Here is a 26,489-nt window from a genome sequence, read left to right as displayed (position 1 = left end):
GGATCCATGGCCCACCATCTGGTAATCGTCGAGTCGCCGGCCAAGGCGAAGACCATCAACAAATACCTCGGCAGCGACTTCGAGGTGATGGCCTCCTACGGCCATGTGCGCGACCTGGTGGCCAAGGAAGGCGCCGTGGATCCGGCACAGGACTTCGCCATGAACTACACCGTGGTGGAGCGCAACGCCAAACATGTCGATGCCATCGCCAAGGCCGCCCGCAAGGCGGATTCTCTGTATCTGGCGACGGACCCGGACCGCGAGGGCGAAGCCATCTCGTGGCATCTCTACGAATTGCTGCGCGACCGGGGCATCCTCGAAGACAAACCGGTCCACCGGGTGGTGTTCTACGAAATCACCCGCGATGCCATCCGCGAGGCAATCGAGCATCCGCGGGGGCTGTCGAACGACCTGGTCAATGCCCAGCAGGCCCGACGGGCGCTGGACTATCTGGTGGGGTTCAACCTCTCGCCGTTGCTGTGGCGCAAGATCACCAGCGGGCTGTCGGCAGGCCGGGTCCAGTCGCCGGCGTTGCGCATGATCGTCGAGCGCGAGCTCGAGATCGAGGCCTTTGTCCCCAAAGAGTACTGGAGCATCCAGGCGGATCTACTGCAGTCGGCCCAGCCCTTCGTGGCCCGTCTCCAGCAACTGGACGGCACCAAGGTCGAGCAGTTCACCATCACCGATGAGGCGACAGCCAGCGATGCGGGCCGCCGTATCCTGGAAGCCGCCGGTGCCCCCGCGAATGCCCCCCTGGGCGAGCCCTTGCCCGAGTCGGGCCGGGGGATGCTCGAGGTCACCCGGGTCGAGAAAAAGCAGCGCCGCCGCAACCCACAGCCACCGTTTATCACCTCGACGCTGCAACAGGAGGCCTCGCGCAAGCTGCGCTTCTCGGCGCAACAGACCATGCGGGTGGCTCAGCAGCTTTATGAAGGGGTGGACACCGGCAGCGGCACCGTCGGGTTGATCACCTACATGCGGACCGACTCAGTCAACCTCTCCCAGGAGGCGATCCAGAGCCTGCGCGGGGTGATCGCCGATCGTTTTGGTGAGGATAAGCTCCCCAGGAGCCCGCATCAGTACCGAACCAAGGCCAAGAACGCCCAGGAGGCCCACGAGGGGATCCGTCCGACCGACGCGGCCCGGCACCCGGAGTCGCTCAAGGCCTCGCTCAGCGACGACCAGTACCGGCTCTACGATTTGATCTGGAAGCGCACGGTGGCCTGTCAGATGATCCACGCCACCATCGACACCGTCTCGGTGGACCTGGCAGCGGGCCAGACGGCGATTTTCCGCGCCAGCGGCTCGACCATCCGCGATCCGGGATTCATGGCGGTCTACAACGAAGGCCAGGATGATGGCGCCGCCGATGGCGGTGAAAAGATCCTGCCGCCGCTTGCCGAGGGCGATCGCATCCCGATGACCGCACTGCGGCCGGAACAGCATTTTACCGAGCCGCCACCGCGCTACTCCGAGGCCAGCCTGGTGCGGGCCCTCGAGGAATACGGCATTGGTCGGCCCTCCACCTATGCGTCGATCATCTCGACGCTACAGGCGCGCAATTACGTCACTCTGGAAAACCGGCGCTTTAAGCCCACCGATACCGGACGGGTCGTGACCAAGTTCCTCACCGAGCATTTCGACCGTTACGTGGACTACGACTTCACCGCCCGGCTCGAAGACCGGCTCGATGCGGTCTCGCGTGGCGAGAACGACTGGGTGCCGGTGCTGCGCGAATTCTGGGAGCCCTTCCGCGAGCGGGTCGAAGAAAAGCAGCAGGTCTCGCGTGGCGAGGTGATGAAAGCCCGCGAGCTGGGCACCGACCCCAAGAGCGGCCGTCCGGTGACCGCCCGCCTGGGGCGCTACGGCCCATTCGTGCAAATCGGCACCCGCGAGGATGAGGAAAAGCCCCGATTCGCCAGCCTGCGGCCGGGTCAGAGCATCGATACCATCGGCCTGGACGAGGCGCTCGCGCTTTTCACGTTGCCGCGGGATCTGGGGACAACGCCGGATGGCCTGCCCCTTAGCGCCAACATCGGCCGCTTCGGTCCGTATGTCCGCTTTGGCGATCAATTCGCGTCGCTCAAAAAAGACGACGACCCGTACACCATTGACCGGGATCGGGCACTGGAGCTGGTGGAAGAGAAAAAGGAAAACATCGCCAAGCGCACGATCCAGTCCTTTGACGATGGCGCGCTGACCGTGATGAAGGGGCGCTTTGGCCCCTACATCACCGACGGCCGCAAGCGAGCCCGGGTACCCAAGGACCGGGACGCCGCCGAGTTGAGTCGCGACGAGTGCGCGGCACTGATCGCCGAGGCCCCCGAGCCTAAGGGACGGAGCCGTAGTGGCGGCAAGAAGGCCGGCTCGCGCAGCAAGCGGCAGTCCGCCTCTTAGCCGCCATGACGCCGTCTGCCGTGCGGCTACGCCGCATCCGTGACCAGATCCTTGCCGGCGGCGTAGGCGCCTACCCCACCGAAGGCGTCTGGGGGCTTGGCTGCGACCCGCTCAACGAGACCGCCATCCGGCGGATCATCCGACTCAAGGGCCGGGGCAGCGAGAAAGGCCTGATCGTCATCGCTGCTGGCATGGACCAGCTCGACGGGCTGGTGCGCTGGCCGACCCGTCCGTCCGTCCGTCAGGGCCTGGCGGAAACCTGGCCCGGCCCGGTGACCTGGGTGATGGAAGCGGCTCCGGATCTGCCAGCAATACTGACCGGCGGACGCCCCACCATCGCCGTGCGCGTCACCCATCATACGCCGGTAATCAGCCTCTGCCGTGCGGCGGGAACGGCGCTTGTCTCGACCAGCGCCAATTTCTCGGGCCGTCCGGCGCGCAAGCGCCGCTGGCAGGTCATGAAAGACTTCGGGGTCAATTTGGATTGGCTGCTGCCGGGACCGCTCGGGGGCCAACGGGGGCCGTCCGAAATCCGCGACGCCGCAACCGGTCGTGTATTGCGGGCCGCCGCGCCGGCACCCGCCAAGCGCCCATAAAAAACGGCCGATCCCGCCCGGGCATCGGCCGTTGATAATCCCCCGCCGTCACGGCCGAGGGCTTCGATCAGCCGCTTTCAGCCGCTTGTCGGCGCGCCCGAGTCCCGGTTGACGGCAACGCCCTTGGTCAGGCCAATCTCGTCGGCATCGATCTCCTGATCCTTGACCTCTTCGTACCAGAGATCGTGATGCTGCTTGGCCCACTCGACGCTGGTATAGCCGGTGGTCATGCCGTCGATGGCCCCTTCGGTGCCCAGGGTGCCGATGTAGGCATGACCAAAAAACAGACTGACCCAGAGAATGGCTGCCACGGCGTGGACCAACTGGGCCTGCTGCATGGTCTCGCGGGTCTGGCCCCAGATCGGGAAGTCCAGCACCACACCGGTCACACAGACCGCACCGCCGACAAAGACGATGAACCAAAACCAGACCTTCTCGCCGCCGTTCATCCGACCCGCCGACGGGTGTGCGCCCTTGAGAAAGCCGCCGCCGGCCTTGAACCACTCGAGGTCGGTCTTGTTGGGGATGTTATGCCAGGCCCAGGCAAGCGCCATGATGCCAACGCAGATGGTGAAAAACGGCCCCACGTAGTTGTGGGTCATCATCGCCCCCGAGGCATAGGCCGCAAAGCCCTCCGGGCCGAACACCGGAATCATCACCGCCCGGCCAAAGAGCAGGCTCAGCCCGGTGATCGAGAGCACGATAAAAAGCGTTGCCGTGGTCCAGTGCAACACCCGCTCCCAGAGCTTCCAACGGGGGACGACGCGCCCGGATGGTGTGTGATCCATCTTCATCCGGCCCCTGATGAAAAACACCAGGGCGATGGCTGCCAATGCGGCGCCCATGAACCAGGGCATGATGCTGGCGACGGGCCCGTTGCGCAGCTGGCGATAGTTTTCGCCGCCATTCTGGATGAGCACGCCGGTCTCGTTGCCCTGGATGGTGGTTACACCCCCGTTCCCCTCGCGGACGTCCCGCCAGGTGGTCTCGGAGCGCGGGTTGACCTCTTCAAAGCTCTGGGCGCCGGCGATCTCGACAAAGAGATAGCCGGTCAGAGGCGCCACCATGGCCCCCAGGCCGATGAGCAGCAGGCTCCAAAGCATGATGCGCCGGTGAATCCGGCGGCTTCGTGCCTTTGCGTGATCCTGATCTTTCATTTCTGCATCCTCCATGCAGCGCCCCGGAAGGACACCGCGGAATCACGATGCCGCATCAGCGGTCGGTCTGACCGGCCTGAAAGCGGTTCTGCAGTTTGGCCTCAAGCTCGTCGGTGCCCGATCGGGCAAGAAGCGGGTCTTCTTCGCCTTTGTAGACACCGGGGTCGTACAAGGTGACTTCGCCTGCATCTTCATAGCAGCCGCTCAGCCCCAGCAGGGCGATCGCGAGCACCGCAGCGGCCACCAGGCGATGGGATTGGGAATGACTGTGGCTCATCGCGACAACCTCTTTACCGCGCGAGGCGGGCGTCATACGCCCGCTCCGTAGGCCTTGTCCCAACCCCAGGTCTGCGGGCGACCAGCACGACGCATCACACGTTCGCGGTAGATGTCCGCCACCATATCGCCGTCGCCGGCGAGCAGGGCCTTGGTCGAACACATCTCGGCACAGGCCGGCAATTTGCCCTCGGCGACCCGGTTGGCGCCGTACTTGGTGTACTCGGCGTCGCTGTTATCGGCATCCGGACCACCGGCACAGAATGTGCACTTGTCCATTTTGCCGCGCACGCCGAAGGCTTCCTGCTGCGGATACTGCGGCGCGCCGAAGGGACAGGCGTAGAAGCAGTAACCACAGCCGATGCACAGGTCCTTGTCGTGCAGCACGATGCCGTCATCGGTGGTGTAGAAGCAGTCCACCGGGCAGACCGCGGCACAGGGTGCATCGGTGCAGTGCATGCACGCCACGGAGATGGATTTCTCACCCGGGACGCCGTCGTTGAGGGTCACCACCCGGCGACGATTCACGCCCCATGGCACTTCGTTTTCGTTCTTGCAGGCCGTGACACAGGCGTTGCACTCGATACACCGCTCAGCGTCACACAGGAATTTCATTCGGGCCATTTTGGCTCTCCTTCAGACGTTTCCCGCCTCAGGCGGCGCGGATCTGGCACAACGTCGACTTGGTCTCCTGCATCTGAGTGACCGAGTCGTATCCGTAGGTGGTGGCGGTGTTACAGGCCTCGCCCCGGATATGCGGCGCGGTGCCTTCGGGGTAACGATCCACCAGATCTTCACCCTGGAAGTGCCCACCAAAGTGGAACGGCGTCCAGACCGTGCCGCGCGGCACCCGCTCGGTGACCATGGCCTGGATCTTGATGCTGCCGCCCTCCGGGCCATCCAGCCAGACCGTCTGGCCATCCTTGAGACCGCGGTCGTTGGCATCGGCCGGATGGATTTCGACGAACATCTCCTGCTGCAGCTCGGCCAGCCACGGATTGGACCGGGTCTCCTCGCCGCCGCCTTCGTACTCGACAAGCCGGCCGCTGGTGAAGATCAGCGGGTAGTCCTTGGAGTAATCCGTGGCCTGGATCGAGCCGTAACGCGTCGGCAGACGATAGGACGCCCGGACATCGTCGTAGGTCGGATACTGCGAAACCAGGTCATACCGCGGTGTGTAGAGCGGCTCGCGGTGGACCGGGATGGGATCCGGGAACTGCCAGACCTCGCAACGGGCCTTGGCGTTGCCGAACGGGGCACAGCCATGGTCGATGGCCACCCGCTGGATGCCGCCGGAGAGATCGGTCTTCCAATTGACGCCATCGAGCTGCTCGAGGGTGGCCTCGTTGGCCATGCGGATATTGCTCGGCAGGTCACTCGCCTGGATGCCCGCCACACTGGCGATTGCCTCCAGCTCTTCACGCCGCAGGTCGGTATGCCAACCCAGCTGACGCAGGATGCCGAAGGTGAACTCGGGATAGCCGTCAGTGAGTTCGGAATCCACCGAGTATGAACCATCCGCCAGCAGGCTTTCGCCATCACGCTCGACACCAAAGCGGGCGCGGAAGGTCAGGCCGCCATCCTTGACCGGCTGACTCGGGTCGTAGAGCACGTGGGTGCCCGGGTGACCCATCTCTGGCGTGCCCCAGCAAGGCCATGGCAGACCGTAGTAGTCGCCATCGCAGGGACCGCCCACCGCACGCAGGCTGGTGGTATCGAAGGTGTGCTTGTTCTCCAGATGGAGCTTGAGCCGCTCGGGGCTCTGGCCGGTGTAGCCGATCGTCCAGGTGCCGCGGTTGATCTCGCGCAGCGTGTCCTCGGGACTCGGCAGGTCCTCGCCTTCGATGGCGATGTTCTTGAACATCTGATCCTCGAAGCCGAACTTACGCGCGAACTGATACAGAATCTGCGCATCGGTCTTGGACTCGAAAAGCGGCTCCACCACCTGCTCGCGCCACTGGATGGAGCGGTTGGAGGCGGTGACCGAACCCCGCTGCTCGAACTGCGTGGTCGTTGGCAGCAGGTAGACACCGTCGGTGCGCTCGCTCATGACCGCCAGATGGGTCGGGTAGGGGTCGGAGACCACCACCATTTCGAGCTTCTCGATGGCCTCTTTCATGTCCACGCCGCGGGACTGAGAGTTCACCGCATGCCCCTGGAAGAACACCGCACGGACGTTGTCCCGCTGACTGAGGTTGGACGGATCCTCGAGGATGCCATCGATCCAGCGCGACACCGGCATGCCAGGAATGTGCATGGGGCTTGTCATGTTGCCGCCGCCGGCATCGTACTCGGCGCTGTCGAACCGGCCCTTGAGATACTCGAAGTCCACGTCCCAGACCCGGGCCCAATGGCGCCAGGCCCCCTCGGACAGGCCGTAGTAGCCCGGCAGGGTGTGGCAGTTGGGGCCGACGTCCGTGGCACCCTGCACGTTGCAGTGACCGCGGAAGATATTGGCACCACCACCGGAGACACCGATGTTGCCGAGCGCCAGCTGCAGCACGCAGTAGGCACGGGTGTTGTTGTTGCCGATGTGATGCTGGGTCCCGCCCATGCACCAGACAATGGTCCCGGGCCGGTTCTCGGCCAGAGTCTTGGCGGCCTGGTACATCTGATCCTCGGGCACACCGGCCACATCCTCGACGCGCTCGGGCGTCCAGTGGGCGACCTCTTCGCGCACCTTCTCCAGGCCGTAGACCCGCTGACGGATGTACTCGCGGTCTTCCCAGCCGTTTTCGAAGATGTGCCACAGCAGCCCCCAGATGAAGGGCACGTCGGCCCCGGAACGGATGCTGATGTGCTGATCGGCGTGGGCGGCGGTGCGGGTGAATCGCGGATCGACCACGATCATCTTGGCGCCGTTTTCCTTGGCCCGGAGGATATGCTGCATCGACACCGGATGCGCCTCGGCGGCATTGCTGCCGACAAAGATCATCGACTTGGCGTTGTGCATGTCGTTGTAGCTGTTGGTCATCGCCCCGTAGCCCCACGTGTTGGCGACGCCGGCCACGGTGGTGGAGTGGCAGATCCGGGCCTGATGGTCGATGTTGTTGGTCCCCCAGAAGGCCACGAACTTGCGCTGCAGGTAGCTGCCCTCGTTATTGGATTTGGATGAACCACACCACCAGACGCTGTCCGGACCGGACTCCTCGCGGATCTGCATGAACTTGTCACCGATCTCGTTGACCGCGTCTTCCCAGCTCATGCGCCGCCAGCGACCGCCTTCGAGCTTCATCGGGTACTTGACCCGCTTCTCGCCGATGCCGTGCTCACGCAGCGACGCGCCCTTGGCGCAATGGGCGCCCAGGTTGATGGGCGAGTCGAAGTCGGGCTCCTGCCCGGTCCACACCCCGTTCTGCACCTCGGCGATAACGCTGCAGCCCACCGAGCAGTGGGTGCAGACCGAGCGCTTGATCTCAACCGGCACGCCTTCCTTGCGCGAATGCTCGCCGGTGGCCGCCTCGGCGCGACGCATCATCGTCGGTGACAGTGCCGCCCCGACTGCCGCTGCGCCGGCGGTGAGCCCTGACCGGCGCAGGAAGGTGCGACGATCCATGGCGGTGTAGAAGATGCTGGGAAATGCGCCAGCGCCTTTCTGGGTACTCTGCGAATCGATCGACTTTTTGATGAGCTTCATCTCGCCACCTCCATTCAGCCGCGGGCCAGATCATAGAAACGCCGGATGTGCGCCGTCTCTTGATAGCCCTTGCGTTGGGTGGGTTCAGCCCCGGCCTTGCTGCTAGGCGTGGATGTCTGCGTTGCCGCCATTACCGAGCTGCCGCCCGCCAGGCCGGCAACGCTGCCACCGACCACCATCCCTTTCAGGAAACGGCGGCGGCTGGGATCGTTCTGTTTGGAGTGCTTTTCGCTCACGGCTGCCTTCCTCCGGAGTTGTCTGGCCTCAGACCATCTCGAGGTACTGTTTTTCGGTCACCATGAAACGCTCGGCGAAAGCGCCCACGGCACGGTAGAAGTTGGCGGATTTGGCCTGCTGCAGATCCTGCATGAATCGCTCGACCCATCCGGCCAGGTGATCGTTGAAAAAGACCCGCTGTGCGGCCAGCGTCGTGCCCTCGGGCCCGCTGAGCAGCGCCATGGACTCGAGCAGCGCCGCGACATGATCCTCGGGTTCGTGGACACCCGACTCGCGCTCGAGCCCGAACTCGCGCAGATCCTCGCGCAGCTTGACCAGCGGCCGACCCATGATGAAGCCCGACTGGTACCAGCTGCCGAATGGCATCAGTTCGCCGCGGCCAAGGCCGATGAAAAGGGCATGAAACTCGATGTCGAGGGATTCGGGGTCGGCGGCGGCAGCGGCTTCGGACAGATTGCGCCAGGCCTCGGCCAAAGGGCCGTCCTCGTCCTCGACGTCCACCGAGGCCAGCAGCTCGACCACCGCCTGGTCAGGGATGTCGGCAAACACCCGGGCGAGCAGCCCGTAGACCCGCGACCGAACCCAGTCGTCAGCCTCTGCCGCCGGGGCAGCGGTCGACGAAACGGTCTCTGCGCCTGTCATGTTGTTTTCCTGCACAGACATGTCCTCTCTCCTCGGTGCCCGTTATAGCTTGGAATCACTGCAATGCCAAAAACTTTTTATGGTGCGCTGCCGCAAGAAACCGCCGCCTACTGCCCCAGACTGTTGCCCTCTTCATCAAAAAGGTCCTTGACCCGGCAGTCCTCGCACATCTCCAGACGCCGTCGGGCCCGCTCGTCCTGGAACATCCAGTGACCGGCCAGCTGCTCGGCGACCCGGCCGATCATCTTTTCGGTGGCAAAGGCCTTGCCACAGCTCACGCAATGGAAGGGCGCTTCCTCGTTGAGCACCCGGGTCTGGGGCATGGCAAAGGCGGGCAGATGCAGACGGGCCTCGAGGGTGATGGCGTCTTCGGGGCAGGCCTGTTCACACAGCCCGCACTGCACGCAACGCGACTCGTCGAACAACAGCTTCGGCTCGCCGCCACCGCTGGTCACCGCCTCGACGGGACAGACTGCGGCACAGGCCATGCAGAGGGTGCAGGCGTCGCGGTCGACCTGGATCTGGCCGAACGGCGCCCCCGCCGGCAGCTCGGTGGTGGCCGCGTCGCGATTGGGCCGGTAGAGCTCGCTGAAAGCAATCTGCAGCCGCTCCCGTTTGCCGCCGGCGATACTGAAATTGCCGGCGCGTCGGCCGTGATCGTCATGCAGCGGCGACGCGTCCAGCCAGACAGCCAGCGCCGCCTGTCCGCTGACAAGACGCACCCGGTCGCTGTCGAGCTGCAGCGCCTCGAGAACCGGATCGAAAAGCGCCTTCTGGGTGCGGGCGGTCTCGGCCAGGACCCCCTCGACCGCGTCCGGGAGCAGCACCACGACATCGCTCACCCCCATGGCGAGCGCCGAGAGCCAGATGTCCGGTCCGATGCTGCCGACATCCTCGACCGGCACGGGTATCAACCGCTCGGGCAACCGCTCGGCGAAGGCCTCGAGCACCTCGCTGCCCCATTCATCATCATGAAAGAGCAATGCCGGGGCCTGGCCGCCGGCGTCGCCATAGGCCCGCAGGGCGCGACGCAAGCCCCCGAGCAGATCCCGGGCATGCGGGAAGGCATAACCCATGGCGCCGCTCGGACAGGCCGCAGCGCAACTGCCACACCCCTGGCAGAGGTAAGGGTCGACCTCGACCTTCTCGCCCAGCGAGCGGATGGCGTCGGTGGCGCAGGCATCCATACACCGGGTGCAGCCGGTCATCCCCCGGGCGCCATGGGCACAGATGTTCTCGTCATAGGCGAAAAAGCGTGGCTTCTGGAACTCGCCGACCATCGCCGGCAGCTGCGCCAGCGCCTCGGCCAGCGACGCCTCGTCGCCACCCACCGCAAAATAGCCCAGAGGCGGCTTTTGCATGGTCATCAACGGGGCATCCGCGAGGTCAAGCACCAGGTCGAAGGCCTTGAGCCCACCGCCGACCAGCTCGGCCAGGGATCGAGGCCCTTCGTCGGTGTCCAGCCAGGCCTCGTAGGCGCCCAGATACCCGTTCAGACGCGGCCGGCCGCGGGCGAGCAGGTACTGACGCAGATCCGCCGGCTGGTCGCCGTCGTCCTCGGCCACCAGCAGGCAACGCATCTCCTCGCCCAATGCCCGCGCCGCGGGCAGGGCGCGTGCCACCGGCCCGTGGATCAGCACCGTCCCCGCCGATCGATACTCGACAAAGCCGGCGGTGCCCATGTTGGCGCTGGCCAGCGCGCCCAGGGCCGCCCCCCGTGGATCGGCGGCTTTGGCCTTGAGCGATTCCAGAGGCTGGTGTTGGATTTCAAGCACGCTCGTCGTCCTCCTCGTCGGCCGGTTGGTCCGCCGCGATGTCGGGGTTGTGTGAATCGTCCATCGGTGATGACTCGGTGGCGTCATCCAGGGCGTCGGGCTGCTCAGAGACCGGCTCCAGCCCCTCGTCCTCGGCTCCGGCCTCTGCCTCGAGGCGCTCGCGGCGCTCGCGGCGCTCGGCAAGCCGTTGCTGCTGACGCTTCATATCCCAGGTCTCGACATTGCCCAGTGACTGCAACTGAGTGTAGTCCTCATCGTAATCGTCCAGGCCGTCCTTGACGTTAAAGCGCGCCGTGTGGAAGAGCTTGCGCAACGCCTTGCGCCGCAGCGCCTCGCTCACCCCCGGCGAGAAGAACCCGCTGACATCGCTGTCCGGCGCCAGGCTGTCGATATCGGGCATGTCCGCATCGGTCAGCGGCGCCGCTTCGCCCTCCGCCGGGGCCGCCGTCTCGGTGGCGTGGGGCACGGGCTCAGTGGGCTCGTGCTCGGCCGACGACGGCTCGGGTGATGCGCTCGCTTCGGCCTCGCGACGCTGGGCCTCTTTGCGTCGTGCCCAGCGTCCCAGAAAAGGCTCGCGGCCGGTCGGGTCATTGGTCATGGGATTGCTCCTGGGGCTTGCGACGCCGCTTGCCCTTGCGCGGCGAAGGCCGGTAGTGCGCCAGAACGAATCGCTCCACTTCAACGGCCAGCCACTCGGGCAACGACGTGGAGAAAATCTCGGCCTCGCTTTCCTGCTGCCGGGCGGTCTCATCCTGATCCAGGGTCACCATGGCAGGCATGAGCCCGTACTGGGGATCCTCGCGACAGATCACAAAAAGCGATGGCTGCTGACTTGTGAGATTGAACCAGTAGGTCTCGGCATCAGAGCGGCGCAGCCGCAGGGTCAGGCCATGCCAGGCAAAGTCGCGGGCGCCGTCCTCGTGGCGCGAGGCTTCCATGCCCGAACGCCCTTGGGCCGGCTCGATGGCTGCCAGCGACCAGGCCGGCACCCGCCAGCCCTTGCTCTCGCGCATCGTCCGCCGGATCACGACGGTCAGTGGCCAGTCAGTCTGCTCCGGCGGTGTGACGCCCGTGCCTGTCATGATTCATCCTCCGGCTCGATTCGGAACACCGGCGCCGACTCCCAGTCGCTTTTGGGCCGATGAACCCGGTAGGCCTCGCGGACCTCGCCGTCCGCCAGATCGCGCTGTAGAGACAAAACGGTATTGATATCCGGTGTGCAGAGCGACTCGCAGAACTCGACCTCTCGACGCGCCTCGACCATGGCCGCGTCCACATCCGGGGCGCCGTAGTGCTCGACAAAATGCCAGGCCAGCCGCTCCAGTACCCGTCGGCGATCCGGCGCCGGCATCTCGACCACCACCGCCAGTGTCGCCCAGCCGAACGACTCCACCCCCAGGAAACCCTGACGAAAGGCCTGCTGTTCGCCGCTGTCGAGCTGCTCGGGGTCACGCTCGCCAAAGGTAAAGACAAACGTCCCCGGTACCACCCACTCACCGGCGGCCGCTGCGCGGGGATAGACCGCGTCGTCGCTGTCATCGAGCCGCAGCGCCCGTAGAAAGCGCATGGTGCCTCTCTCCTCCGCTTGATTGGTCTGACCTTGGGATACGGTATATTACGCGGCTTGCGAACAGAAGCCGGGAGACCGTTCGATGCCATCACTGGCCGACACCCAGCCGGATATCGCCGTCCTTGTGGGCACCCGCAAGGGGCTTTTCATCGCCCGCAGCGACGACCGGCGCCGGCACTGGCAGCTCGAAGGCCCGCATATCGCCGGCTACGAAATCCAGGCCGCCTATCTGCACCCGGATGATCCCGCCATCGGCTATGCCGCCGCCCATCACCCGGTCTGGGGCATCCATGTCTACCGCACCGAAGACGGCGGCCGCAGCTGGACCGGGCTGGCCGAGGTACCGCGGCACGGGCCCGATGAGGACGAATCGAGCCTGAAGATGATCTGGAGCCTGGCCCCGGGTCCGGGCAGCGACCCGGATCATGTCATGGCCGGGGTCGAGCCCCCCGGTGTTTTTCGAAGCCGCGACGGCGGTCAGACCTGGCGGCCTCTGACCGGCTTTAACGATCATCCCGACCGACCGGCCTGGAGCCCGGCGAAGGGGGGCTTGGCGGTCCATTCGCTGCAGCCCGACCCGTTCGACAGCCAGCGGCTTTTCGTGGCCATGTCCGCCGGGGGGATCTATCGCAGCGACGACGGTGGCGACCACTGGCAGGCCGCGAACGCCGGGATCCGGGCGCCCTATCTGGCCGAGCAGGCGCCCGAGTGCGGCCATTGCGTCCATCGCCTGCTGGTCCATCCGGCACAACCGGGCCGGGCCTATCAGCAAAGCCACCACGGCCTTTATGTCACCGATGACGGGGGTCGGCACTGGCAAGAGGTCACCGACGGCCTGCCCAGTGATTTTGGCTATGCGCTTGCCACCGACCCGCGCCACGCCGATGTCATCTACTGCGTGCCCGAGGAAAGCAGTCAGTTCCGGGCCACGGTCGATGGGCGGTTGCGCGTGTATCGCAGCGACGACGCCGGCCGGCACTGGACGGCGCTGACCCGGGGGCTGCCGCAGGAGAATGTCTTTGTCACCGTCCTGCGGGATGGGCTGGCCGCGGATGGACTGGACCCGCTGGGTCTCTACCTGGGCACCTCAAGCGGTCATCTTTTCGCCAGTCGCGATGCCGGCGACAGCTGGCAGCGCATCGCCGGCTACCTGCCCGGGATCCTGAGCATCCGCGCAGTGGCCGTGGACGACGGGGCATCATGACCCTGGCCGCGGCGGATTGGCTGGAAGCCCGATCGGGGGTCGTCTGCGTGGTGGGCGCCGGCGGCAAGAAAACCACCATCCGTCGGCTGCTCGAGCAGGCCACGGGACGGGTGGCCACCACCGCCTCGGTCCGAACAACGCCGCCACCGGCCCGGGAGGTCGACATCCGCATCTTTGACAACGAGCCGGCCCTGCTCGAGCAGGTACCCCGGGTGGCGGCGACGCATCAGCGGGTGGCCTATGCGCTGCCTGGACGCCGGTCCGGCCGCGTGACCGGTCCGGCGCCGGCCACCATCGCCGAGCTGCACCGCCTGGCGGGCTTTGATCTGACGCTGGTCAAAGCCGATGGCGCCCGGATGCGCGGCATTAAAGCGCCGCGGGACGACGAACCGGCGCTGGTCCCCGGCTGCGGCACGGTGATCCATGTCGTCTCCGCCCGGGTCATCGGGCAACCACTGGACGAGGGCATCGCCCACCGCGCCCCCGAACTCGGGGCGCTGCTCGATCTGGTGCCGGGCCAGATCATCGAGCCGGCCCACATCGGACGGCTCATCGCCCATCCCCGGGGCGGTGGCCAGGGCTGTCAGGGGCAACGGTTCGTCTCGCTGATTAATCAGGTGGATGGCGACGAGCAACATCGACTGGCCCGACAGGCGGCGGCGGTGGCCATGGCGGGTCCATGCCCACCCCGCCGGGTGGTGCTGGCCAGCATGCGCGAAGCCGAGCCGGTGGTGGATGTTGTCGACACTGCCGAACCCGGGGCAGACTGATCCTATGACCGAAGTGACCGTATTCCTGCCGGCGGCGCTGCAGCCGCTTGCCAATGGCGTGCATCAACTGGCCCTTGCCGGCGAATCGGTGGCCGATGTCCTCGAGCAGCTGGGCGCGCATCACCCCCAGGTCGGCCGCCGTATCCTCACCCGCGACGGCCAGCTGCGCCGGCATGTCAACATCTTTGCCGACGACGAGGACATCCGGGCGCTGGCAGGCACCGCCACCCCCCTGGCCGGCCGGCAGTCCCTGACCATCGTGCCGTCGGTCGCCGGCGGCTAGGCCATGGACTCTCGTGTCAGCGCAGTGGTTCTGGCCGGCGGCAGGGCCCGGCGCATGGGGGGTGAGGACAAGGGGCTCGTCGCCCTGGCGGGGCAGCCCATGATCGCCCATGTCCTCGCCGCAATCACGCCGCAGGTGCACGCCGTGGCCATTAATGCCAACCGGAACGCGGCGGCCTACCGCCGGTTGGGCCACACCGTGCTCGCCGACCCGCTCGCCGACTTCCAGGGGCCGCTTGCCGGCATGGCCGCCGGCCTCGACTGGTGCCCGACCCCGCTGCTGGCCACGTTGCCCTGTGACGGCCCCCTGATTCCGGCCGATTACATTGCGCGGCTGGCGGACAGCCTGGGCGATGGCGATATGGCGGTTGCCCATGACGGTGATCGTCTGCAGCCGGTGCATGTCCTGCTGCGTCGAGAATGTCTGCCGTCCCTGCGGGATTTTCTCGCCGGGGGCGGACGCAAGATCGACCGCTGGTATGCGAGCTGCGATATGCGCCGCGCCGATTTTTCTGATGCCCGGGCGTGCTTTGAGAACATCAACACCCCTGAACAGCAGGCGGCCATGAGCACCCGCCTGCAAGGCCAACCCGAGTGAGCGCCATGACCGATCCGACTGCCGCCCCCGACTGTGGACACGACGCGCCATCGCTTCCGCTGGACGAGGCCAACGCCCGCATCCGTGCGGCACTCGAGCCCGTGACCGAACGCCGCCGCGTTCCGCTGCGTGATGCCCTGGGCGAGGTGCTGGCCGAGACGATCGTTGCCGCCGACCCGGTGCCCGCCCATGACAACTCGGCCATGGATGGCTACGCCCTGCGACACGCCGATGCCGGGCTCGACAGCCTGCGCCTGGTGGGCAATGCCTTTGCCGGCCACCCCTACGACGGCAAACTCGGGCCCGGCGAGTGCGTGCGCATCATGACCGGCGGCGTGGTGCCCCGGGGCAGCGACGCGGTGGTCATGCAAGAGCGGGTCACCGAAGCCGACGGCCAGGTGCGTGTCCAGCACTGGCCCGAGTACGGCGAGAACATCCGCCGCGCCGGCGAGGACCTTGCCGCCGGCGATGTCATTCTGGCCCCGGGACGGCGCATCACACCGGCGGATCTGGGCATCATCGCCTCGATGGGCCGGGCCGAAATCTGGGTGCACCGGCCCTTGCGGGTGGCCTTTTTCTCCACGGGTGATGAGCTGCGCAGTCTGGGCGAGCCCCTGGGCCCTGGCGAGATTTTTGACAGCAACCGCTACAGCCTTTTTGGCATGTTGAGCCGCATGGGGGTCGAGCGGGTGGACCTGGGCGTGGCCCCCGATGACCGGGCGTCATTGTCGCAGCGCCTGGGCGAGGCCGCTCAGGCCGCCGATGTGATCATCACCTCCGGCGGCGTCTCGGTGGGCGAGGCGGATTTCATGGGCGAGATCCTGCGGGCCAATGGCGAGGCCCACTTCTGGAGCATTGCCATGAAACCGGGACGCCCACTGACCTTCGGGCGTTTTCAAAACAGCTGGTACTTTGGCCTGCCGGGCAATCCCGTCTCGGTCATGGCCACCTTTACCCAGGTGGTGGCACCGGCGCTGCGCTATCTGGCCGGCGAAGCCCGTCCCCCGGCCCCCCGACGCTTTCGCGTGCCATGCCTGAGCCCGCTACGAAAGAAACCGGGCCGGCAGGAGTTCCAGCGTGGCCGTTTGACCACCGGGGATGACGGGGCGCTGGCGGTGGAGAGCGTGGGCCGCCAGGGCTCGGGCATGCTGCGGTCGATGAGTCAGGCGGACTGCTTTATCGTCCTGCCCGCCGAAGCCGACGACGTGGCCGCCGGCGACTGGGTCGCGGTCGAGCCATTCCAGGGCCCACTGGGCTGAAAAGCGCCCGGGGCGGGCTATTTGAGCGCGAGCTCGCCGTCGATCTCGTGGCTCAGGTCGACCCCATCCACGGTCAGCGTCACCCGGGCATTCAAGGTCTCGTCGCCGGTGAGCCTGCCCGACTCGATGGCCTCGCGCACGGATGTCTCGATCTCGCGCTGGGCGGTGATACCGACCTTTTTCAGAAACTTGCGAACACTTAAATTGAGCGTCTCTTCGTCCATGGCTTCTAGCCTCCGATGTAGGACATTTCGATCTTGCGGGTGTCGATGGGCTTGGTCTCGCCGGTGCGCAGCTCGGAGTAGCGGTCGGCCCGCCGCCGCCACAGCGCGGCCAGAAACTCGGCGAGGTCGGCATCACTGGCACCGGCCCGCAGGCGATCACGCAGGTCGTGGCCGGCGCTGGCAAAAAGACAGGTATAGAGCTTGCCCTCGGCAGATAGCCGGGCACGACTGCAATCGCCACAGAAAGGCTGCGAAACCGAGCTGATCATGCCGATCTCGCCGGCGCCGTCGCGGTAGCGGTAGCGCTCGGCCACCTCGCCGCGATAGTTGGGCTCGAGCGGTTCCACCGGCCACTCGGCGTCAATGCGCTCAACCACCTCCCGCGATGGCAGCACCTGATCGAGCTGCCAGCCGTTGGTGTTGCCCACATCCATGAACTCGATAAAGCGCACGATATGCCCGCTCCCACGAAAATGCCGGGCCATGGGCACAATATCGTGGTCGTTCACCCCTTTTTGCACCACCATGTTGATCTTGATGGGCGCAAGGCCGGCATGCTCGGCGTTATCGATGCCCTCGAGCACTTTCGCCACCGGAAAGCCAACATCGTTCATCGCCCGGAAGGTGTTGTCATCGATGCCATCGAGACTGACGGTGATCCGGTTCAAGCCCGCCGCCTTGAGCGCCCGGGCCCGATCCAGGGTCAGCAGCGAGGCGTTGGTGGTCAGGCTGATGTCCTCGACCCCGTCCACCGCCGAGAGCATCCCGATGAGCTTGTCGATATCCCGCCGGATCAGCGGCTCGCCGCCGGTCAGGCGCAGCTTGCGCACCCCCAGGCCGGTAAAGACCCCCGCCAGGCGGGTGATCTCCTCGAAGCTCAACAGTTGATCCCTGGGCATGAATGCATGGTTGGCCCCGAACAGCGCCTTGGGCATGCAGTAGCTGCAGCGGAAGTTGCACCGGTCGGTCAGCGAGATGCGCAGATCCCGCAGTGGCCGGTCCATCGTGTCGGTAACCGTGACCGTACTCATGGCTTCAGGCCCCCGCACCCGGCAGGGTCTCGCCCTGCAGATAGACCTCCGTGCCGTCACTGTAGGCCTCGCGCTTCCATACCGGGGCCGTTTTCTTGAGCGTATCAATGGCAAAGCGTCCCGCCTCGAAGGCCTCGGCGCGATGGGCGGCCCGCACGACCACAACGACACTGAGCTCACCGACTTCGAGCTTGCCCGTGCGATGACGGATGACGCACGAGAGGATGTCAAAACGGGCCATGGCCTCGGCCTCTACCTCGGCCAGCGCCTTTTCGGCCAGCGGCTCGTAGGCGGAATACTCGATGGCGGTGACCGCCTTGTCGTCATGATGGCGTCGCACCGTGCCGCCAAAGACCACCAGCGCACCGGCGTCCGGCGACTCGGTCCCGGCGAGCAGCGCCTCGATATCGATCGCCTCGCTGTTCACGCGCTCGGTCATGCCCTCTCTCCCCGCTTGCGCTTGGCGACCGCGATGATTGGTCGCACACTATCGCGTCTCTGCGTTTTTGAGTGATAGCGAACAAGATGCCGTTGAGCGACCGTTTCTGTCCAGCATTGTCGTGGCCGCCTGCATCGATCGAGCCGGCCGCCAACGTTGTCGAGCATCTGTGCCGCTCGGCAACCGAGGGACGTCGGCTGCTGCTCACCGGCCCGGCCGGCAGTGGTCGGGCGACAACACTCGAGGCGTTCACCCAGGCCGGTCCGGCGTTTGATTTCCGCCATCTGCACTGCGCCGGCCGCGCCCCCGAAGAAGACACCCCCGCCGCGGTGATCCACCATCTGCTCGCCGCCATCCGGGCCCATCTGGACGCCCCGGATGCCCTGCCCATCGACGAAGCCGGGCTGCGCGAGGCTCTGCCCGGCTGGCTGGCCCGCATTGCCCATCAACGCGCGTTGATCGTCATCCATCAACTCGATCGCATCACCGGCACCGACCTGACCGGTGAACCGGACTGGCTGCCGGCCTATCTGCCCCCCGGGCTGACGCTGGTGGCGTCTGCCGAGCGCGGCCTGCTGCCAGAGCGGCTGCGCGAAGCCGGCTGGGAAGTGGTGGACATGAACCGCGCCCCGGCGCTTGATCAGCCCAGCGAGGCGCTGGCCCGGTGCATCGCCAACGACGAGGCCGCGGTTGCCACGCTTCGTCACCTGGCGGTCGCGCCCGCGGGGCTGGGGCATGCGGTGCTCGATGCCGTGGGGCTCGATCCATCCGCACTGCCCGGGTCGGTGGTCCACGAGGCCGATGGGTTGCTCGAATTCCAGCATCCCGTGCTTCGGCAGCACGCCTACAATCAACTGATCCAGGGCAGCGCCGATGCCCGGGCGGTGGCCGGTCGGATCGCCGATGCCGTGGCGCCGCCCGCCGAGCACTGCCTGTGGCTGGCCCGTGCCGCCGACTGGCCGGCACTGCTCGAGCGACTCAGCGAACCCACGGCGCTGCTGGCCTGGCGCGATGCCCCCTTTGACTGGCAAAGGCTGTGGCTCGAAATCCCCGCCCGGGACACCGCAGTCAGCCATTTGTTCAACCAGGCCAAACGCTGGCGCGAGGCCGGCGAGATGGCCACAGAGCAGCTCGCCGAGTGTCATGTGATCGCCGGTCGCATTCTCGATGCGCTGGACTCGGCGGACGCCGCCCGGGCGGTCCGATCGGCCGGCCTCAAGGCGCTGGCCCGACAGGCGCCGGACAGCCCTGGCTGGGCGATGCTGGCTCATCACCACGCCACCACGGATCTGGCCGATGACCGCCCCGATGAGGCCACCCGACAACTCCGACAGGCGCTGGCGATCCGCGAGGGCACGCTGGGACCATCCAGTGCCGAAGCCCGGGCCAGCCGGCACGCCCTGGCCGCGGCGCTCGAGGCCAACGGGCAGCTGGATGCCGCCATCGGCGAATACGCCGCCCTGGTGGCGGAATGCGAGTCGCGGACCGGGCGCGACCATCCCGCGCTGCTGCCCCTTTTAAGCAACCTGGGCGCGGCCCAGCGGGCAGCCAATCAGCTCGAACAGGCCCGTGGCCCGTTCGAGCGTTGCGTGAAGATCGCCGGCCAGGGCGGGCGCAACAAAACCCCGGCACTGGCGGCGGCGCTGGATAACCTGGGCAGCCTGCTCTATGCCGGCCACGACTATGCCGGCGCCGAGGCCCGCTACCGCGAAGCCTTCGAGCTCACGCAAACGTTGTTCGGGCCAGGCCATGCCGCCACCGCGGCGGCGCTCCACAACCTGGGCACCGCGCTGGACGCCCTCGAGCAGTTCCAACAGGCCCAGCGCTGCTTTCGCCGTGCGGTTGAAATCCGCACCGCGGCACTGGGACGCGAACATGCTGAGACCGCCACCAGCCTGCACAACCTGGCAGGCGTGCTGGATGTGATCGGCCAGCGGGACGAGGCCGAAACCCTCTACCGCGAGGCCATCGAGATCTGGCGGGCGGTGGTTGGTAGCGATCATCCGGCCACCGCCACCAGCATCAACAACCTGGCCGATCTGCTGCGTGAACAAGGCCGGCTGAACGAAGCCGAACCCCTTTATCAGGAAAATCTGCTGCTGTGGCGGTCCCTCTACGGCGAGGATCATCCCAACACGGCCATGACCGCCGCCGAGCTGGGGGGACTATACGCCGACGCCGGCCGCGCGGATGCCGCCGAGCCGCTGTTGCGTGATGCCGTGGTGCGGCTCGAGCGGATGATGGGCATCGACAACGGGCTGCATGTCGACAGCCTCTGCCGGCTGGCGGCGATGCTGCGGCAGCAGGGCCGACGCGACGAGGCCATCGCCCTTTTGCGCAACACCTATGAGCGGGCCGCCGGCACCACCAAGGTGCTGTCGCCACGGCTGCAGAAAATCCGCCGGCACCTGGATGGCCTCGAAAAAGCCGCAGGAGGCAACCCATGAGCGAGCACCGACCCACCGATCCGCGCCTTGCCGCTGACCTGCCGGCGGTGTTCGAGGCGGTCTTTCTGCCGGCCGTCGATAGCGTTCTGGAAGAAATCCGGCGGCGCAAGGCCGATGGCGCCGAGGAGGGGCTTTTGGTGTGGACCGAGACCCAGGCGCAGGGCCATGGGCAACACGGCCCGTGGGCGTCGCCGCCGGGCGGGCTTTATTGCGGCATCCTGCTGGAGCCGGATTTTCCGCGTGAGCGCTGGCCCGAGCTGGGTCTTGTCGCCGTGCTGGCGCTTGGCACGGTCACCGCCGAGCTCCTGCCACCGCTCACCGGGCTGGATTACGGCTGGCCCAACGATGTGCTGGTCAACGGCCACAAGGTCGGCGGCATCGCCCTGCATGGCGCCGGCGAGGATGGGCTGGTGATCCTTGCCCATCTTAATGTCGCCCCGCCGGTAGAGGGCTGGGAATACGCCAGCCTGGTCGCGGATGGCGCCGCCGACACCACCCCCGGCGAAGCCCTGGGCCGCTACGCGGCGTATCTGCTCGATGGCCTGCAGCGCTGGCACGATGAGGGGCTGGCCGCCATCGCCCGGTCCCTGCGGGCACGCGGGCTGCGCAACATCGACCCGCAGAGCGGGGGGCTGATCGACCCAGAGCAAACCCTTGCCGGTTTTTTTGCCGAGGTCTGCAATGAACAGCATTGATGCCGATGGGGTCCGTACCTACCTGCTGGATCTGCAGCTGAAAATCTGTGATGCCCTGGCGGATGTAGACGGCGGGGCCTTTCACGAGGACAGCTGGGATCGTGAACAAGGCGGCGGCGGGCGCAGCCGGGTGCTGGCCGACGGCCGGGTCCTTGAACAGGCCGGGGTCAACTTCTCGCATGTCTTCGGCGATGGCTTGCCGGCAAGCGCCACCGAGCGGCGGCCCGAGCTGGCCGGTCAGGGCTTCGAGGCCATGGGGGTGTCGCTGGTCATCCATCCGCGCAATCCCTATGTCCCCACCTCCCATGCCAATGTGCGGTTCTTTCGCTCGCGGGGCGGGGTGGGCGAACCGGTCTGGTGGTTTGGTGGTGGCTTCGATTTGACCCCGTTCTATCCGTTTATCGAGGACTGCCGTCACTGGCATGCCGTGGCCCGGGATGCGGTCGCGCCCTTCGGCGAGACCCTCTATCCGCGGTTCAAGCGCTGGTGTGACGAGTATTTCTACCTCCCCCACCGCGGCGAGACCCGCGGCGTCGGCGGGCTTTTCTTCGACGATTATGCCGAGGGCGGCTTCGAGCAGGCCTTTGCCCTGATGCGCGCGGTGGGTGATGCCTACCTGGATGCCTACATCCCCCTCGTAAAGCGCCGGATGGACACCCCTTACGGCGAGCGGGAACGACAGTTCCAGCTCTATCGCCGGGGACGCTATGTCGAGTTCAACCTGCTGTTCGACCGCGGCACGAAATTCGGTATCCAGTCCGGCGGGCGCACCGAATCCATCCTCATGTCCATGCCGCCACTGGCCCGCTGGGAGTATGGCTACGAGCCCGATCCGGACAGCCCCGAGGCCGCGCTGACAAAGGACTACCTGCATCCGCAGGAATGGCTCTAATCGGCGCCGGCCGCAGCATCCAGCCATCGCCCGACGGTGACCGGCCCATCTCGTTGGGCAAATTATTTATGCCTCAAAGGAACGAATAACGGGGCGACATGCCCTGACAAACCGGGTAGCGTGGCCCCTCCTGCGAAAACGGATTTTCCGCAGCGCAACAACAACCTACGCGACTTGACGGTCTGGTCATCACAACAAGGGGAGGCTAGGCTGGATAGCCAACGACAACGGAGAGGTGAGCAATGGCAGCACGAATGACGCCCATGCCGACCCCCGGCGATCCGGATCCGCAGGAAACCCAGGAATGGCTCGAGGCCATCGAATCGGTCCTCCACTACGAAGGCCCGGAGCGCGCCCAGTTCCTGCTCGAGCGCATGGTGGACACCGCCCGGCGACGGGGCGGGCAGCTGCCGTTCAAGGCCACCACGGCCTACCAGAACACCATCCCCGTGGCCCACGAGCGGCCCTTTCCGGGTGACCGGGCGCTGGAGTCGCGGATCCGTTCGATCATCCGCTGGAACGCCATGGCCATGGTGGTGCAGGCCAACCGCGACCGGGACGGCATCGGCGGTCACATCGCCTCGTTCGCCTCTTCGGCCACCCTCTACGAGATCGGCTTCAACCACTTCTGGCACGCCCCCAGCGACGAGCACGGCGGCGATCTGGTGTTCATGCAGGGGCACTCCGCACCGGGCATCTACGCCCGCGCCTTTCTCGAAGGCCGCCTCAGCGAGGCCGATCTGCACAACTTCCGCGCCGACCTGGCAACCGAGGGCAAACCGCTGTCCTCCTACCCCCACCCCTGGCTGATGCCCGATTTCTGGCAGCTGCCCACGGTGTCCATGGGCCTGGGGCCGATCATGGGTGTCTATCAGGCACGCTTTCTGAAGTATCTGCACAACCGTGGTATCGCCGATACCGCCAACCGCAAGGTCTGGGTGTTCTGCGGCGACGGCGAGATGGACGAGCCCGAAAGCCTGGGCGCCATCGGGGTTGCCGCCCGCGAAGGCCTCGATAATCTGATCTTCGTGGTCAACTGCAACCTGCAGCGGCTGGATGGCCCGGTTCGCGGCAACGGCAAAATCATCCAGGAGCTCGAGGGCGAGTTCCGGGGCGCCGGCTGGAACGTGCTCAAAGTGATCTGGGGCGCCGCCTGGGACAGCCTGCTGGCCAAGGATCATAACGGGCTGCTCCAGCGACGCATGGAAGAAGCCGTCGACGGCGAGTACCAGAACTTCAAGGCCAAGGGCGGCGCCTATACCCGGGAACATTTCTTCGGCAAATACCCCGAGCTCAAGGCCATGGTGGCCAACATGTCCGACGAGGACATCTGGCGGCTCAAGCGCGGCGGCCACGATGCCGCCAAGGTCTACAACGCCTATCGATCGGCCGTCGAACACGAAGGCCAGCCCACGGTCATCCTGGCCAAGACCGTCAAGGGCTACGGCATGGGTGAGGCCGGTGAGGGTCAGAACATCACCCATCAGCAAAAGAAAATGGCGGAAAACGCCCTCAAGGAGTTCCGCGATCGCTTCCACATCCCGGTGCCGGACGAGAAGGTCGCCGATGCACCCTTCTACAAGCCGGCGGATGACTCGCCCGAGATCCAGTATCTGCACGAGCGCCGCCAGGCCCTCGGTGGCTATCTGCCCGAGCGCAAGGTCACTGCGGCCCCGCTGAAGGTGCCGGAGCTCTCGGCGTTCGATGTGCTGCTCAAAGACAGCGGCGAGCGGGAGATGTCCACCACCATGGCCTTTGTCCGGGCCCTTTCGATCATCGCCCGCGACAAGGCGCTGTCCTCGCGGCTGGTGCCCATCGTCCCGGACGAGGCGCGGACCTTTGGCATGGAAGGGCTGTTCCGGCAGCTAGGCATCTATGCCCCCCAGGGCCAGCTCTACGAGCCCCAGGATGCCGATCAGCTGATGTACTACCGCGAGGATCAAAAAGGTCAGATCCTCCAGGAGGGCATCAACGAGGCCGGCGCCATGTCCAGCTGGATCGCCGCGGCCACCGCCTATGCCAACCACGGCGTCGAGATGATCCCCTTCTACGCCTACTACTCGATGTTCGGTTTCCAGCGGGTCGGCGATCTGGCCTGGGCGGCCGGCGATATGCAAGCCAAGGGATTCTTGATGGGCGGAACCGCCGGTCGCACCACCCTCAACGGCGAGGGGCTGCAGCATGAGGATGGCCACAGCCACCTGATGAGTGCCGCGATTCCCAACTGCTGCTCCTACGACCCGACTTTCGCCTACGAGATGGCCGTCATCATCCAGGACGGCATGAAGCGGATGTACGAGGACCAGGAATCGGTCTTCTACTACATCACCATGATGAACGAGAACTACCACCAGCCGGCCATGCCCGAAGGCGCCGAGGATGGCATCCGCCGCGGCATGTACCGGCTGCAGAAAGGCGGCCGCGGCAAAAAACGGGTCCAGCTCATGGGCTCGGGCACCATCCTCATGGAGGTCATCGCCGCCGCCGAGTTGTTGAAAAACGACTACGGCGTGGATAGCGATATCTGGAGTTGCCCGTCGTTTACCGAACTGCGTCGTGACGGTATCGACTGCGAGCGCCACAACCTGCTGCACCCGCAGGCCGAGCCCCGGGTGCCATACGTCCAGCAGTGCCTGCAGGGCCATGATGGACCGGCGGTGGCGTCCACCGACTACATGCGCGCATTCGCCGACCAGATCCGGCCCTATCTGGACCGTCACTACGTGGTCCTGGGCACCGACGGCTATGGCCGCTCGGACACCCGCGAGAACCTGCGTCGCTTCTTCGAAGTCGATCGCTACTACATCGCGGTGGCCGCCCTCAAGGCACTGGCCGATGAAGGCACCATCGAGCCCGGCCAGGTCGAAAAGGCCATTGCGCAGTACAGAATCGACACTGACGCCCCCAACCCGAGCACGGTCTAACGCGCCGGCGTCGCAGGAGGAATTCGCGTGGCAGACATCAAGGAAATCACCGTCCCGGACATCGGTGACTTCGACGCCGTCGACGTCATCGAGGTGCTGGTCCAGCCGGGCGACACCATCGAGGCCGAGTCCTCACTGATCACGCTGGAAAGCGACAAGGCCACCATGGAGGTGCCGGCTCCTTTCTCCGGCACGATTACCGAGGTCCTCATCCAGGTGGGCGACAAGGTCTCCGAAGGCAGTGTGGTGGCCAAGGCCGAGGTGGCCGGGGACGACGGGAGTGACGCATCGACCGGGGCATCGACCGATGCGCCCGCCGATGAAACGGCTGCCCCGCCGGCCACGGCGTCCGACGAGACGCCCGCCGCCGAGGCGACCGCCCCGGCCGCTCCGGCTGCACCGGCGCCCGCCGAGCCGGCCCCCGCCGGAGCGTCCTCGGCCGCCGCAGCGCCGGGTGCCGGTACATCCACCAATGACGGTGCGACCATCAGCGCCGAACAGCAGCGCCTGGCGCATGCCGGCCCGTCGGTGCGACGGTTTGCCCGGGAACTGGGTGTGCCACTGAACGAGGTCAAGGGCAGCGGGCCCAAAGGGCGGATCACCAAAGAAGATGTCCAGGCATTCGTTAAATCGGCCCTTAGCACGGGCGCGGGCGCGGGTACCGATGCCGGAGCGGTCGCCCCGGCCGGTGGCATGGGGATTCCGCCCATTCCCGAGGTGGACTTCGGCAAATTCGGCGAGATCGAAGAGGTGGAACTGCCTCGGATCAAGAAACTCTCCGGGCCCCATCTCCATCGCAGCTGGCTCAACATCCCCCATGTCACCCAGTTTGACGAGGCGGACATCACCGAGCTTGACGCGTTCCGCAAGGCCGAGAAGGCCGCCGCCGAGAAGGCCGGCATCAAACTCACGCCGCTCGCCTTTCTGGTCAAGGCAGCCGCCCGGGCGCTGGTGGAATTTCCCGATTTCAACAGCTCGCTGCGCAGCGATGGCGCGGCGTTGATCCGCAAGCACTACATCAACATCGGCGTGGCGGTGGATACACCCAACGGTTTGGTGGTGCCGGTAATCAAGGACGCCGATCACAAGGGCGTCTACGACATCGCCGCCGACCTGGCCGAACTCTCTGCCAAGGCACGGGATGGCAAGCTCGGCCCCGCCGACATGCAGGGCGGGACTTTTAGCATCTCGAGCCTTGGCGGGATTGGCGGGACGGCATTCACGCCCATCGTCAATGCACCGGAAGTGGCGATCCTGGGGGTATCCAAATCCTCCACCAAGCCGGTCTGGGATGGCGAGGCTTTCGCCCCCCGGCTCATGCTCCCGCTCAGCCTGTCCTACGATCACCGGGTAATCGACGGCGCCGCCGCCGCCCGGTTCACCACTTACCTCGCCGGCGTGCTGGGTGACCTGCGCCGGCTCATTCTCTGACGCCCG

At 66.2% G+C, this 26,489-nt stretch carries 25 protein-coding genes; 12 read left to right on the top strand and 13 right to left on the bottom strand.

From position 1 onward, the window contains the following. Positions 1–6 precede the first annotated feature (6 nt). Together V6X73_RS07535 and V6X73_RS07530 are read left to right on the top strand one after the other, a co-directional pair. Positions 7–2,397, top strand: coding sequence for a DNA topoisomerase I (locus V6X73_RS07535; protein ID WP_367959099.1), 2,391 nt, complete (start codon positions 7–9; stop codon positions 2,395–2,397). Between the two features lie 5 nt (positions 2,398–2,402). Next, entirely contained in the window at positions 2,403–2,993 is a 591-nt protein-coding gene (locus V6X73_RS07530; protein ID WP_367959101.1) for an L-threonylcarbamoyladenylate synthase, read from the top strand. A 77-nt stretch (positions 2,994–3,070) separates the two neighbouring features. On the opposite strand, the gene V6X73_RS07525 is transcribed toward V6X73_RS07530, so the two are convergent. The 10 genes from V6X73_RS07525 to V6X73_RS07480 all read right to left on the bottom strand — a co-directional run bounded on the left by V6X73_RS07525 (position 3,071) and on the right by V6X73_RS07480 (position 12,284). Then, complete coding sequence (locus V6X73_RS07525; protein WP_367959102.1) at positions 3,071–4,150, bottom strand: formate dehydrogenase subunit gamma; 1,080 nt, start codon at positions 4,148–4,150, stop codon at positions 3,071–3,073. A 55-nt stretch (positions 4,151–4,205) separates the two neighbouring features. Beyond that, entirely contained in the window at positions 4,206–4,427 is a 222-nt protein-coding gene (locus V6X73_RS07520; RefSeq protein ID WP_367959103.1) for a hypothetical protein, read from the bottom strand. A gap of 32 nt (positions 4,428–4,459) precedes the next feature. Further along, positions 4,460–5,050 (bottom strand): formate dehydrogenase FDH3 subunit beta, encoded by a 591-nt coding sequence (fdh3B, locus tag V6X73_RS07515; RefSeq protein WP_367959104.1) that lies wholly within the window; start codon positions 5,048–5,050, stop codon positions 4,460–4,462. A gap of 28 nt (positions 5,051–5,078) precedes the next feature. Then, positions 5,079–8,063, bottom strand: a complete 2,985-nt coding sequence (locus V6X73_RS07510) for a formate dehydrogenase subunit alpha (RefSeq protein ID WP_367959105.1) — start codon at positions 8,061–8,063, stop codon at positions 5,079–5,081. Positions 8,064–8,077: 14 nt separating this feature from the next. Next, a complete protein-coding gene (locus V6X73_RS07505) occupies positions 8,078–8,299 on the bottom strand; it encodes a hypothetical protein (RefSeq protein ID WP_367959107.1) in 222 nt (73 codons plus the stop codon). Between the two features lie 28 nt (positions 8,300–8,327). Further along, the gene (locus V6X73_RS07500) at positions 8,328–8,963 is read right to left on the bottom strand and encodes a TorD/DmsD family molecular chaperone (RefSeq protein WP_367959108.1); all 636 of its coding nucleotides are present in this window, start codon (positions 8,961–8,963) and stop codon (positions 8,328–8,330) included. A gap of 86 nt (positions 8,964–9,049) precedes the next feature. Beyond that, the gene (locus V6X73_RS07495; protein ID WP_367959109.1) at positions 9,050–10,717 is read right to left on the bottom strand and encodes a 4Fe-4S binding protein; all 1,668 of its coding nucleotides are present in this window, start codon (positions 10,715–10,717) and stop codon (positions 9,050–9,052) included. Beyond that, entirely contained in the window at positions 10,710–11,315 is a 606-nt protein-coding gene (locus tag V6X73_RS07490) for a DUF3306 domain-containing protein (protein ID WP_367959110.1), read from the bottom strand. Before V6X73_RS07490 ends, V6X73_RS07495 begins: the two co-directional genes overlap by 8 nt. Further along, on the bottom strand, positions 11,305–11,799 hold the full coding sequence (locus tag V6X73_RS07485) for a DUF3305 domain-containing protein (RefSeq protein ID WP_367959111.1): 495 nt from the start codon (positions 11,797–11,799) through the stop codon (positions 11,305–11,307). Before V6X73_RS07485 ends, V6X73_RS07490 begins: the two co-directional genes overlap by 11 nt. Further along, a complete protein-coding gene (locus V6X73_RS07480) occupies positions 11,796–12,284 on the bottom strand; it encodes a DUF6505 family protein (RefSeq protein ID WP_367959112.1) in 489 nt (162 codons plus the stop codon). The genes V6X73_RS07485 and V6X73_RS07480 overlap by 4 nt, the downstream gene beginning before the upstream one ends. An 85-nt stretch (positions 12,285–12,369) precedes the next feature. On the opposite strand from V6X73_RS07480, the gene V6X73_RS07475 reads away from it, so the two are divergent. The 5 genes from V6X73_RS07475 to moeA are packed head-to-tail and all read left to right on the top strand — an operon-like array spanning position 12,370 to position 16,400. Next, a complete protein-coding gene (locus tag V6X73_RS07475; RefSeq protein WP_367959113.1) occupies positions 12,370–13,491 on the top strand; it encodes a WD40/YVTN/BNR-like repeat-containing protein in 1,122 nt (373 codons plus the stop codon). Beyond that, entirely contained in the window at positions 13,488–14,261 is a 774-nt protein-coding gene (yqeC, locus tag V6X73_RS07470) for a selenium cofactor biosynthesis protein YqeC (protein WP_367959114.1), read from the top strand. Before V6X73_RS07475 ends, yqeC begins: the two co-directional genes overlap by 4 nt. A 4-nt stretch (positions 14,262–14,265) precedes the next feature. Continuing rightward, positions 14,266–14,544: a MoaD/ThiS family protein gene (locus tag V6X73_RS07465; protein WP_367959115.1), complete on the top strand. Its 279-nt coding sequence runs from the start codon at positions 14,266–14,268 to the stop codon at positions 14,542–14,544. Positions 14,545–14,547: 3 nt separating this feature from the next. Next, positions 14,548–15,141 (top strand): molybdenum cofactor guanylyltransferase MobA, encoded by a 594-nt coding sequence (mobA, locus tag V6X73_RS07460; RefSeq protein WP_367959116.1) that lies wholly within the window; start codon positions 14,548–14,550, stop codon positions 15,139–15,141. A 5-nt stretch (positions 15,142–15,146) separates the two neighbouring features. Then, positions 15,147–16,400 carry a molybdopterin molybdotransferase MoeA gene (gene moeA, locus V6X73_RS07455; RefSeq protein WP_367959117.1) on the top strand — a complete coding sequence of 418 codons (1,254 nt, stop codon included), beginning with the start codon at positions 15,147–15,149 and terminating at the stop codon, positions 16,398–16,400. A gap of 17 nt (positions 16,401–16,417) precedes the next feature. Here moeA and V6X73_RS07450 read toward each other — a convergent pair whose 3' ends face one another. The 3 genes from V6X73_RS07450 to V6X73_RS07440 are packed head-to-tail and all read right to left on the bottom strand — an operon-like array spanning position 16,418 to position 18,094. Next, a complete protein-coding gene (locus V6X73_RS07450; RefSeq protein ID WP_367959119.1) occupies positions 16,418–16,624 on the bottom strand; it encodes a DUF6494 family protein in 207 nt (68 codons plus the stop codon). A 5-nt stretch (positions 16,625–16,629) separates the two neighbouring features. After that, positions 16,630–17,655, bottom strand: coding sequence for a GTP 3',8-cyclase MoaA (moaA, locus tag V6X73_RS07445; protein WP_367959120.1), 1,026 nt, complete (start codon positions 17,653–17,655; stop codon positions 16,630–16,632). A 4-nt stretch (positions 17,656–17,659) separates the two neighbouring features. Continuing rightward, on the bottom strand, positions 17,660–18,094 hold the full coding sequence (locus V6X73_RS07440; RefSeq protein ID WP_367959121.1) for a molybdenum cofactor biosynthesis protein MoaE: 435 nt from the start codon (positions 18,092–18,094) through the stop codon (positions 17,660–17,662). Positions 18,095–18,180: 86 nt separating this feature from the next. Here V6X73_RS07440 and V6X73_RS07435 point away from each other — a divergent pair, with 86 nt between their 5' ends. The 5 genes from V6X73_RS07435 to V6X73_RS07415 all read left to right on the top strand — a co-directional run bounded on the left by V6X73_RS07435 (position 18,181) and on the right by V6X73_RS07415 (position 26,483). Continuing rightward, entirely contained in the window at positions 18,181–20,541 is a 2,361-nt protein-coding gene (locus V6X73_RS07435) for a tetratricopeptide repeat protein (protein WP_367981324.1), read from the top strand. Continuing rightward, positions 20,538–21,236 carry a biotin--[acetyl-CoA-carboxylase] ligase gene (locus V6X73_RS07430; RefSeq protein WP_367959123.1) on the top strand — a complete coding sequence of 233 codons (699 nt, stop codon included), beginning with the start codon at positions 20,538–20,540 and terminating at the stop codon, positions 21,234–21,236. Before V6X73_RS07435 ends, V6X73_RS07430 begins: the two co-directional genes overlap by 4 nt. Continuing rightward, a complete protein-coding gene (gene hemF, locus V6X73_RS07425) occupies positions 21,223–22,128 on the top strand; it encodes an oxygen-dependent coproporphyrinogen oxidase (RefSeq protein WP_367959124.1) in 906 nt (301 codons plus the stop codon). The genes V6X73_RS07430 and hemF overlap by 14 nt, the downstream gene beginning before the upstream one ends. Positions 22,129–22,382: 254 nt before the next feature. Continuing rightward, positions 22,383–25,052 carry a pyruvate dehydrogenase (acetyl-transferring), homodimeric type gene (gene aceE, locus V6X73_RS07420; RefSeq protein WP_367959334.1) on the top strand — a complete coding sequence of 890 codons (2,670 nt, stop codon included), beginning with the start codon at positions 22,383–22,385 and terminating at the stop codon, positions 25,050–25,052. 27 nt (positions 25,053–25,079) lie between these two features. Further along, positions 25,080–26,483: a dihydrolipoyllysine-residue acetyltransferase gene (locus V6X73_RS07415; RefSeq protein ID WP_367959125.1), complete on the top strand. Its 1,404-nt coding sequence runs from the start codon at positions 25,080–25,082 to the stop codon at positions 26,481–26,483. Positions 26,484–26,489 lie beyond the last annotated feature (6 nt).

This window comes from Spiribacter pallidus, assembly GCF_040838495.1.
Taxonomy (GTDB): Bacteria; Pseudomonadota; Gammaproteobacteria; order Nitrococcales; family Nitrococcaceae; genus Spiribacter; species Spiribacter pallidus.
Note: the sequence above shows the minus strand (reverse complement) of the source record. Positions and strands in the feature narration are given on the sequence as shown.

Bases quoted from the DNA above. Each gene is read 5' to 3' on its own strand.
- V6X73_RS07535 (WP_367959099.1), top strand. From the start codon at position 7: ATGGCCCACCATCTGGTAATCGTCGAGTCGCCGGCCAAGGCGAAGACC.
- V6X73_RS07530 (WP_367959101.1), top strand. From the start codon at position 2,403: ATGACGCCGTCTGCCGTGCGGCTACGCCGCATCCGTGACCAGATCCTT.
- V6X73_RS07525 (WP_367959102.1), bottom strand. From the start codon at position 4,150: ATGAAAGATCAGGATCACGCAAAGGCACGAAGCCGCCGGATTCACCGG.
- V6X73_RS07520 (WP_367959103.1), bottom strand. From the start codon at position 4,427: ATGAGCCACAGTCATTCCCAATCCCATCGCCTGGTGGCCGCTGCGGTG.
- fdh3B (WP_367959104.1), bottom strand. From the start codon at position 5,050: ATGGCCCGAATGAAATTCCTGTGTGACGCTGAGCGGTGTATCGAGTGC.
- V6X73_RS07510 (WP_367959105.1), bottom strand. From the start codon at position 8,063: ATGAAGCTCATCAAAAAGTCGATCGATTCGCAGAGTACCCAGAAAGGC.
- V6X73_RS07500 (WP_367959108.1), bottom strand. From the start codon at position 8,963: ATGTCTGTGCAGGAAAACAACATGACAGGCGCAGAGACCGTTTCGTCG.
- V6X73_RS07490 (WP_367959110.1), bottom strand. From the start codon at position 11,315: ATGACCAATGACCCGACCGGCCGCGAGCCTTTTCTGGGACGCTGGGCA.
- V6X73_RS07485 (WP_367959111.1), bottom strand. From the start codon at position 11,799: ATGACAGGCACGGGCGTCACACCGCCGGAGCAGACTGACTGGCCACTG.
- V6X73_RS07480 (WP_367959112.1), bottom strand. From the start codon at position 12,284: ATGCGCTTTCTACGGGCGCTGCGGCTCGATGACAGCGACGACGCGGTC.
- V6X73_RS07475 (WP_367959113.1), top strand. From the start codon at position 12,370: ATGCCATCACTGGCCGACACCCAGCCGGATATCGCCGTCCTTGTGGGC.
- yqeC (WP_367959114.1), top strand. From the start codon at position 13,488: ATGACCCTGGCCGCGGCGGATTGGCTGGAAGCCCGATCGGGGGTCGTC.
- V6X73_RS07465 (WP_367959115.1), top strand. From the start codon at position 14,266: ATGACCGAAGTGACCGTATTCCTGCCGGCGGCGCTGCAGCCGCTTGCC.
- mobA (WP_367959116.1), top strand. From the start codon at position 14,548: ATGGACTCTCGTGTCAGCGCAGTGGTTCTGGCCGGCGGCAGGGCCCGG.
- moeA (WP_367959117.1), top strand. From the start codon at position 15,147: ATGACCGATCCGACTGCCGCCCCCGACTGTGGACACGACGCGCCATCG.
- V6X73_RS07450 (WP_367959119.1), bottom strand. From the start codon at position 16,624: ATGGACGAAGAGACGCTCAATTTAAGTGTTCGCAAGTTTCTGAAAAAG.
- moaA (WP_367959120.1), bottom strand. From the start codon at position 17,655: ATGAGTACGGTCACGGTTACCGACACGATGGACCGGCCACTGCGGGAT.
- V6X73_RS07440 (WP_367959121.1), bottom strand. From the start codon at position 18,094: ATGACCGAGCGCGTGAACAGCGAGGCGATCGATATCGAGGCGCTGCTC.
- V6X73_RS07435 (WP_367981324.1), top strand. From the start codon at position 18,181: ATGCCGTTGAGCGACCGTTTCTGTCCAGCATTGTCGTGGCCGCCTGCA.
- V6X73_RS07430 (WP_367959123.1), top strand. From the start codon at position 20,538: ATGAGCGAGCACCGACCCACCGATCCGCGCCTTGCCGCTGACCTGCCG.
- hemF (WP_367959124.1), top strand. From the start codon at position 21,223: ATGAACAGCATTGATGCCGATGGGGTCCGTACCTACCTGCTGGATCTG.
- aceE (WP_367959334.1), top strand. From the start codon at position 22,383: ATGACGCCCATGCCGACCCCCGGCGATCCGGATCCGCAGGAAACCCAG.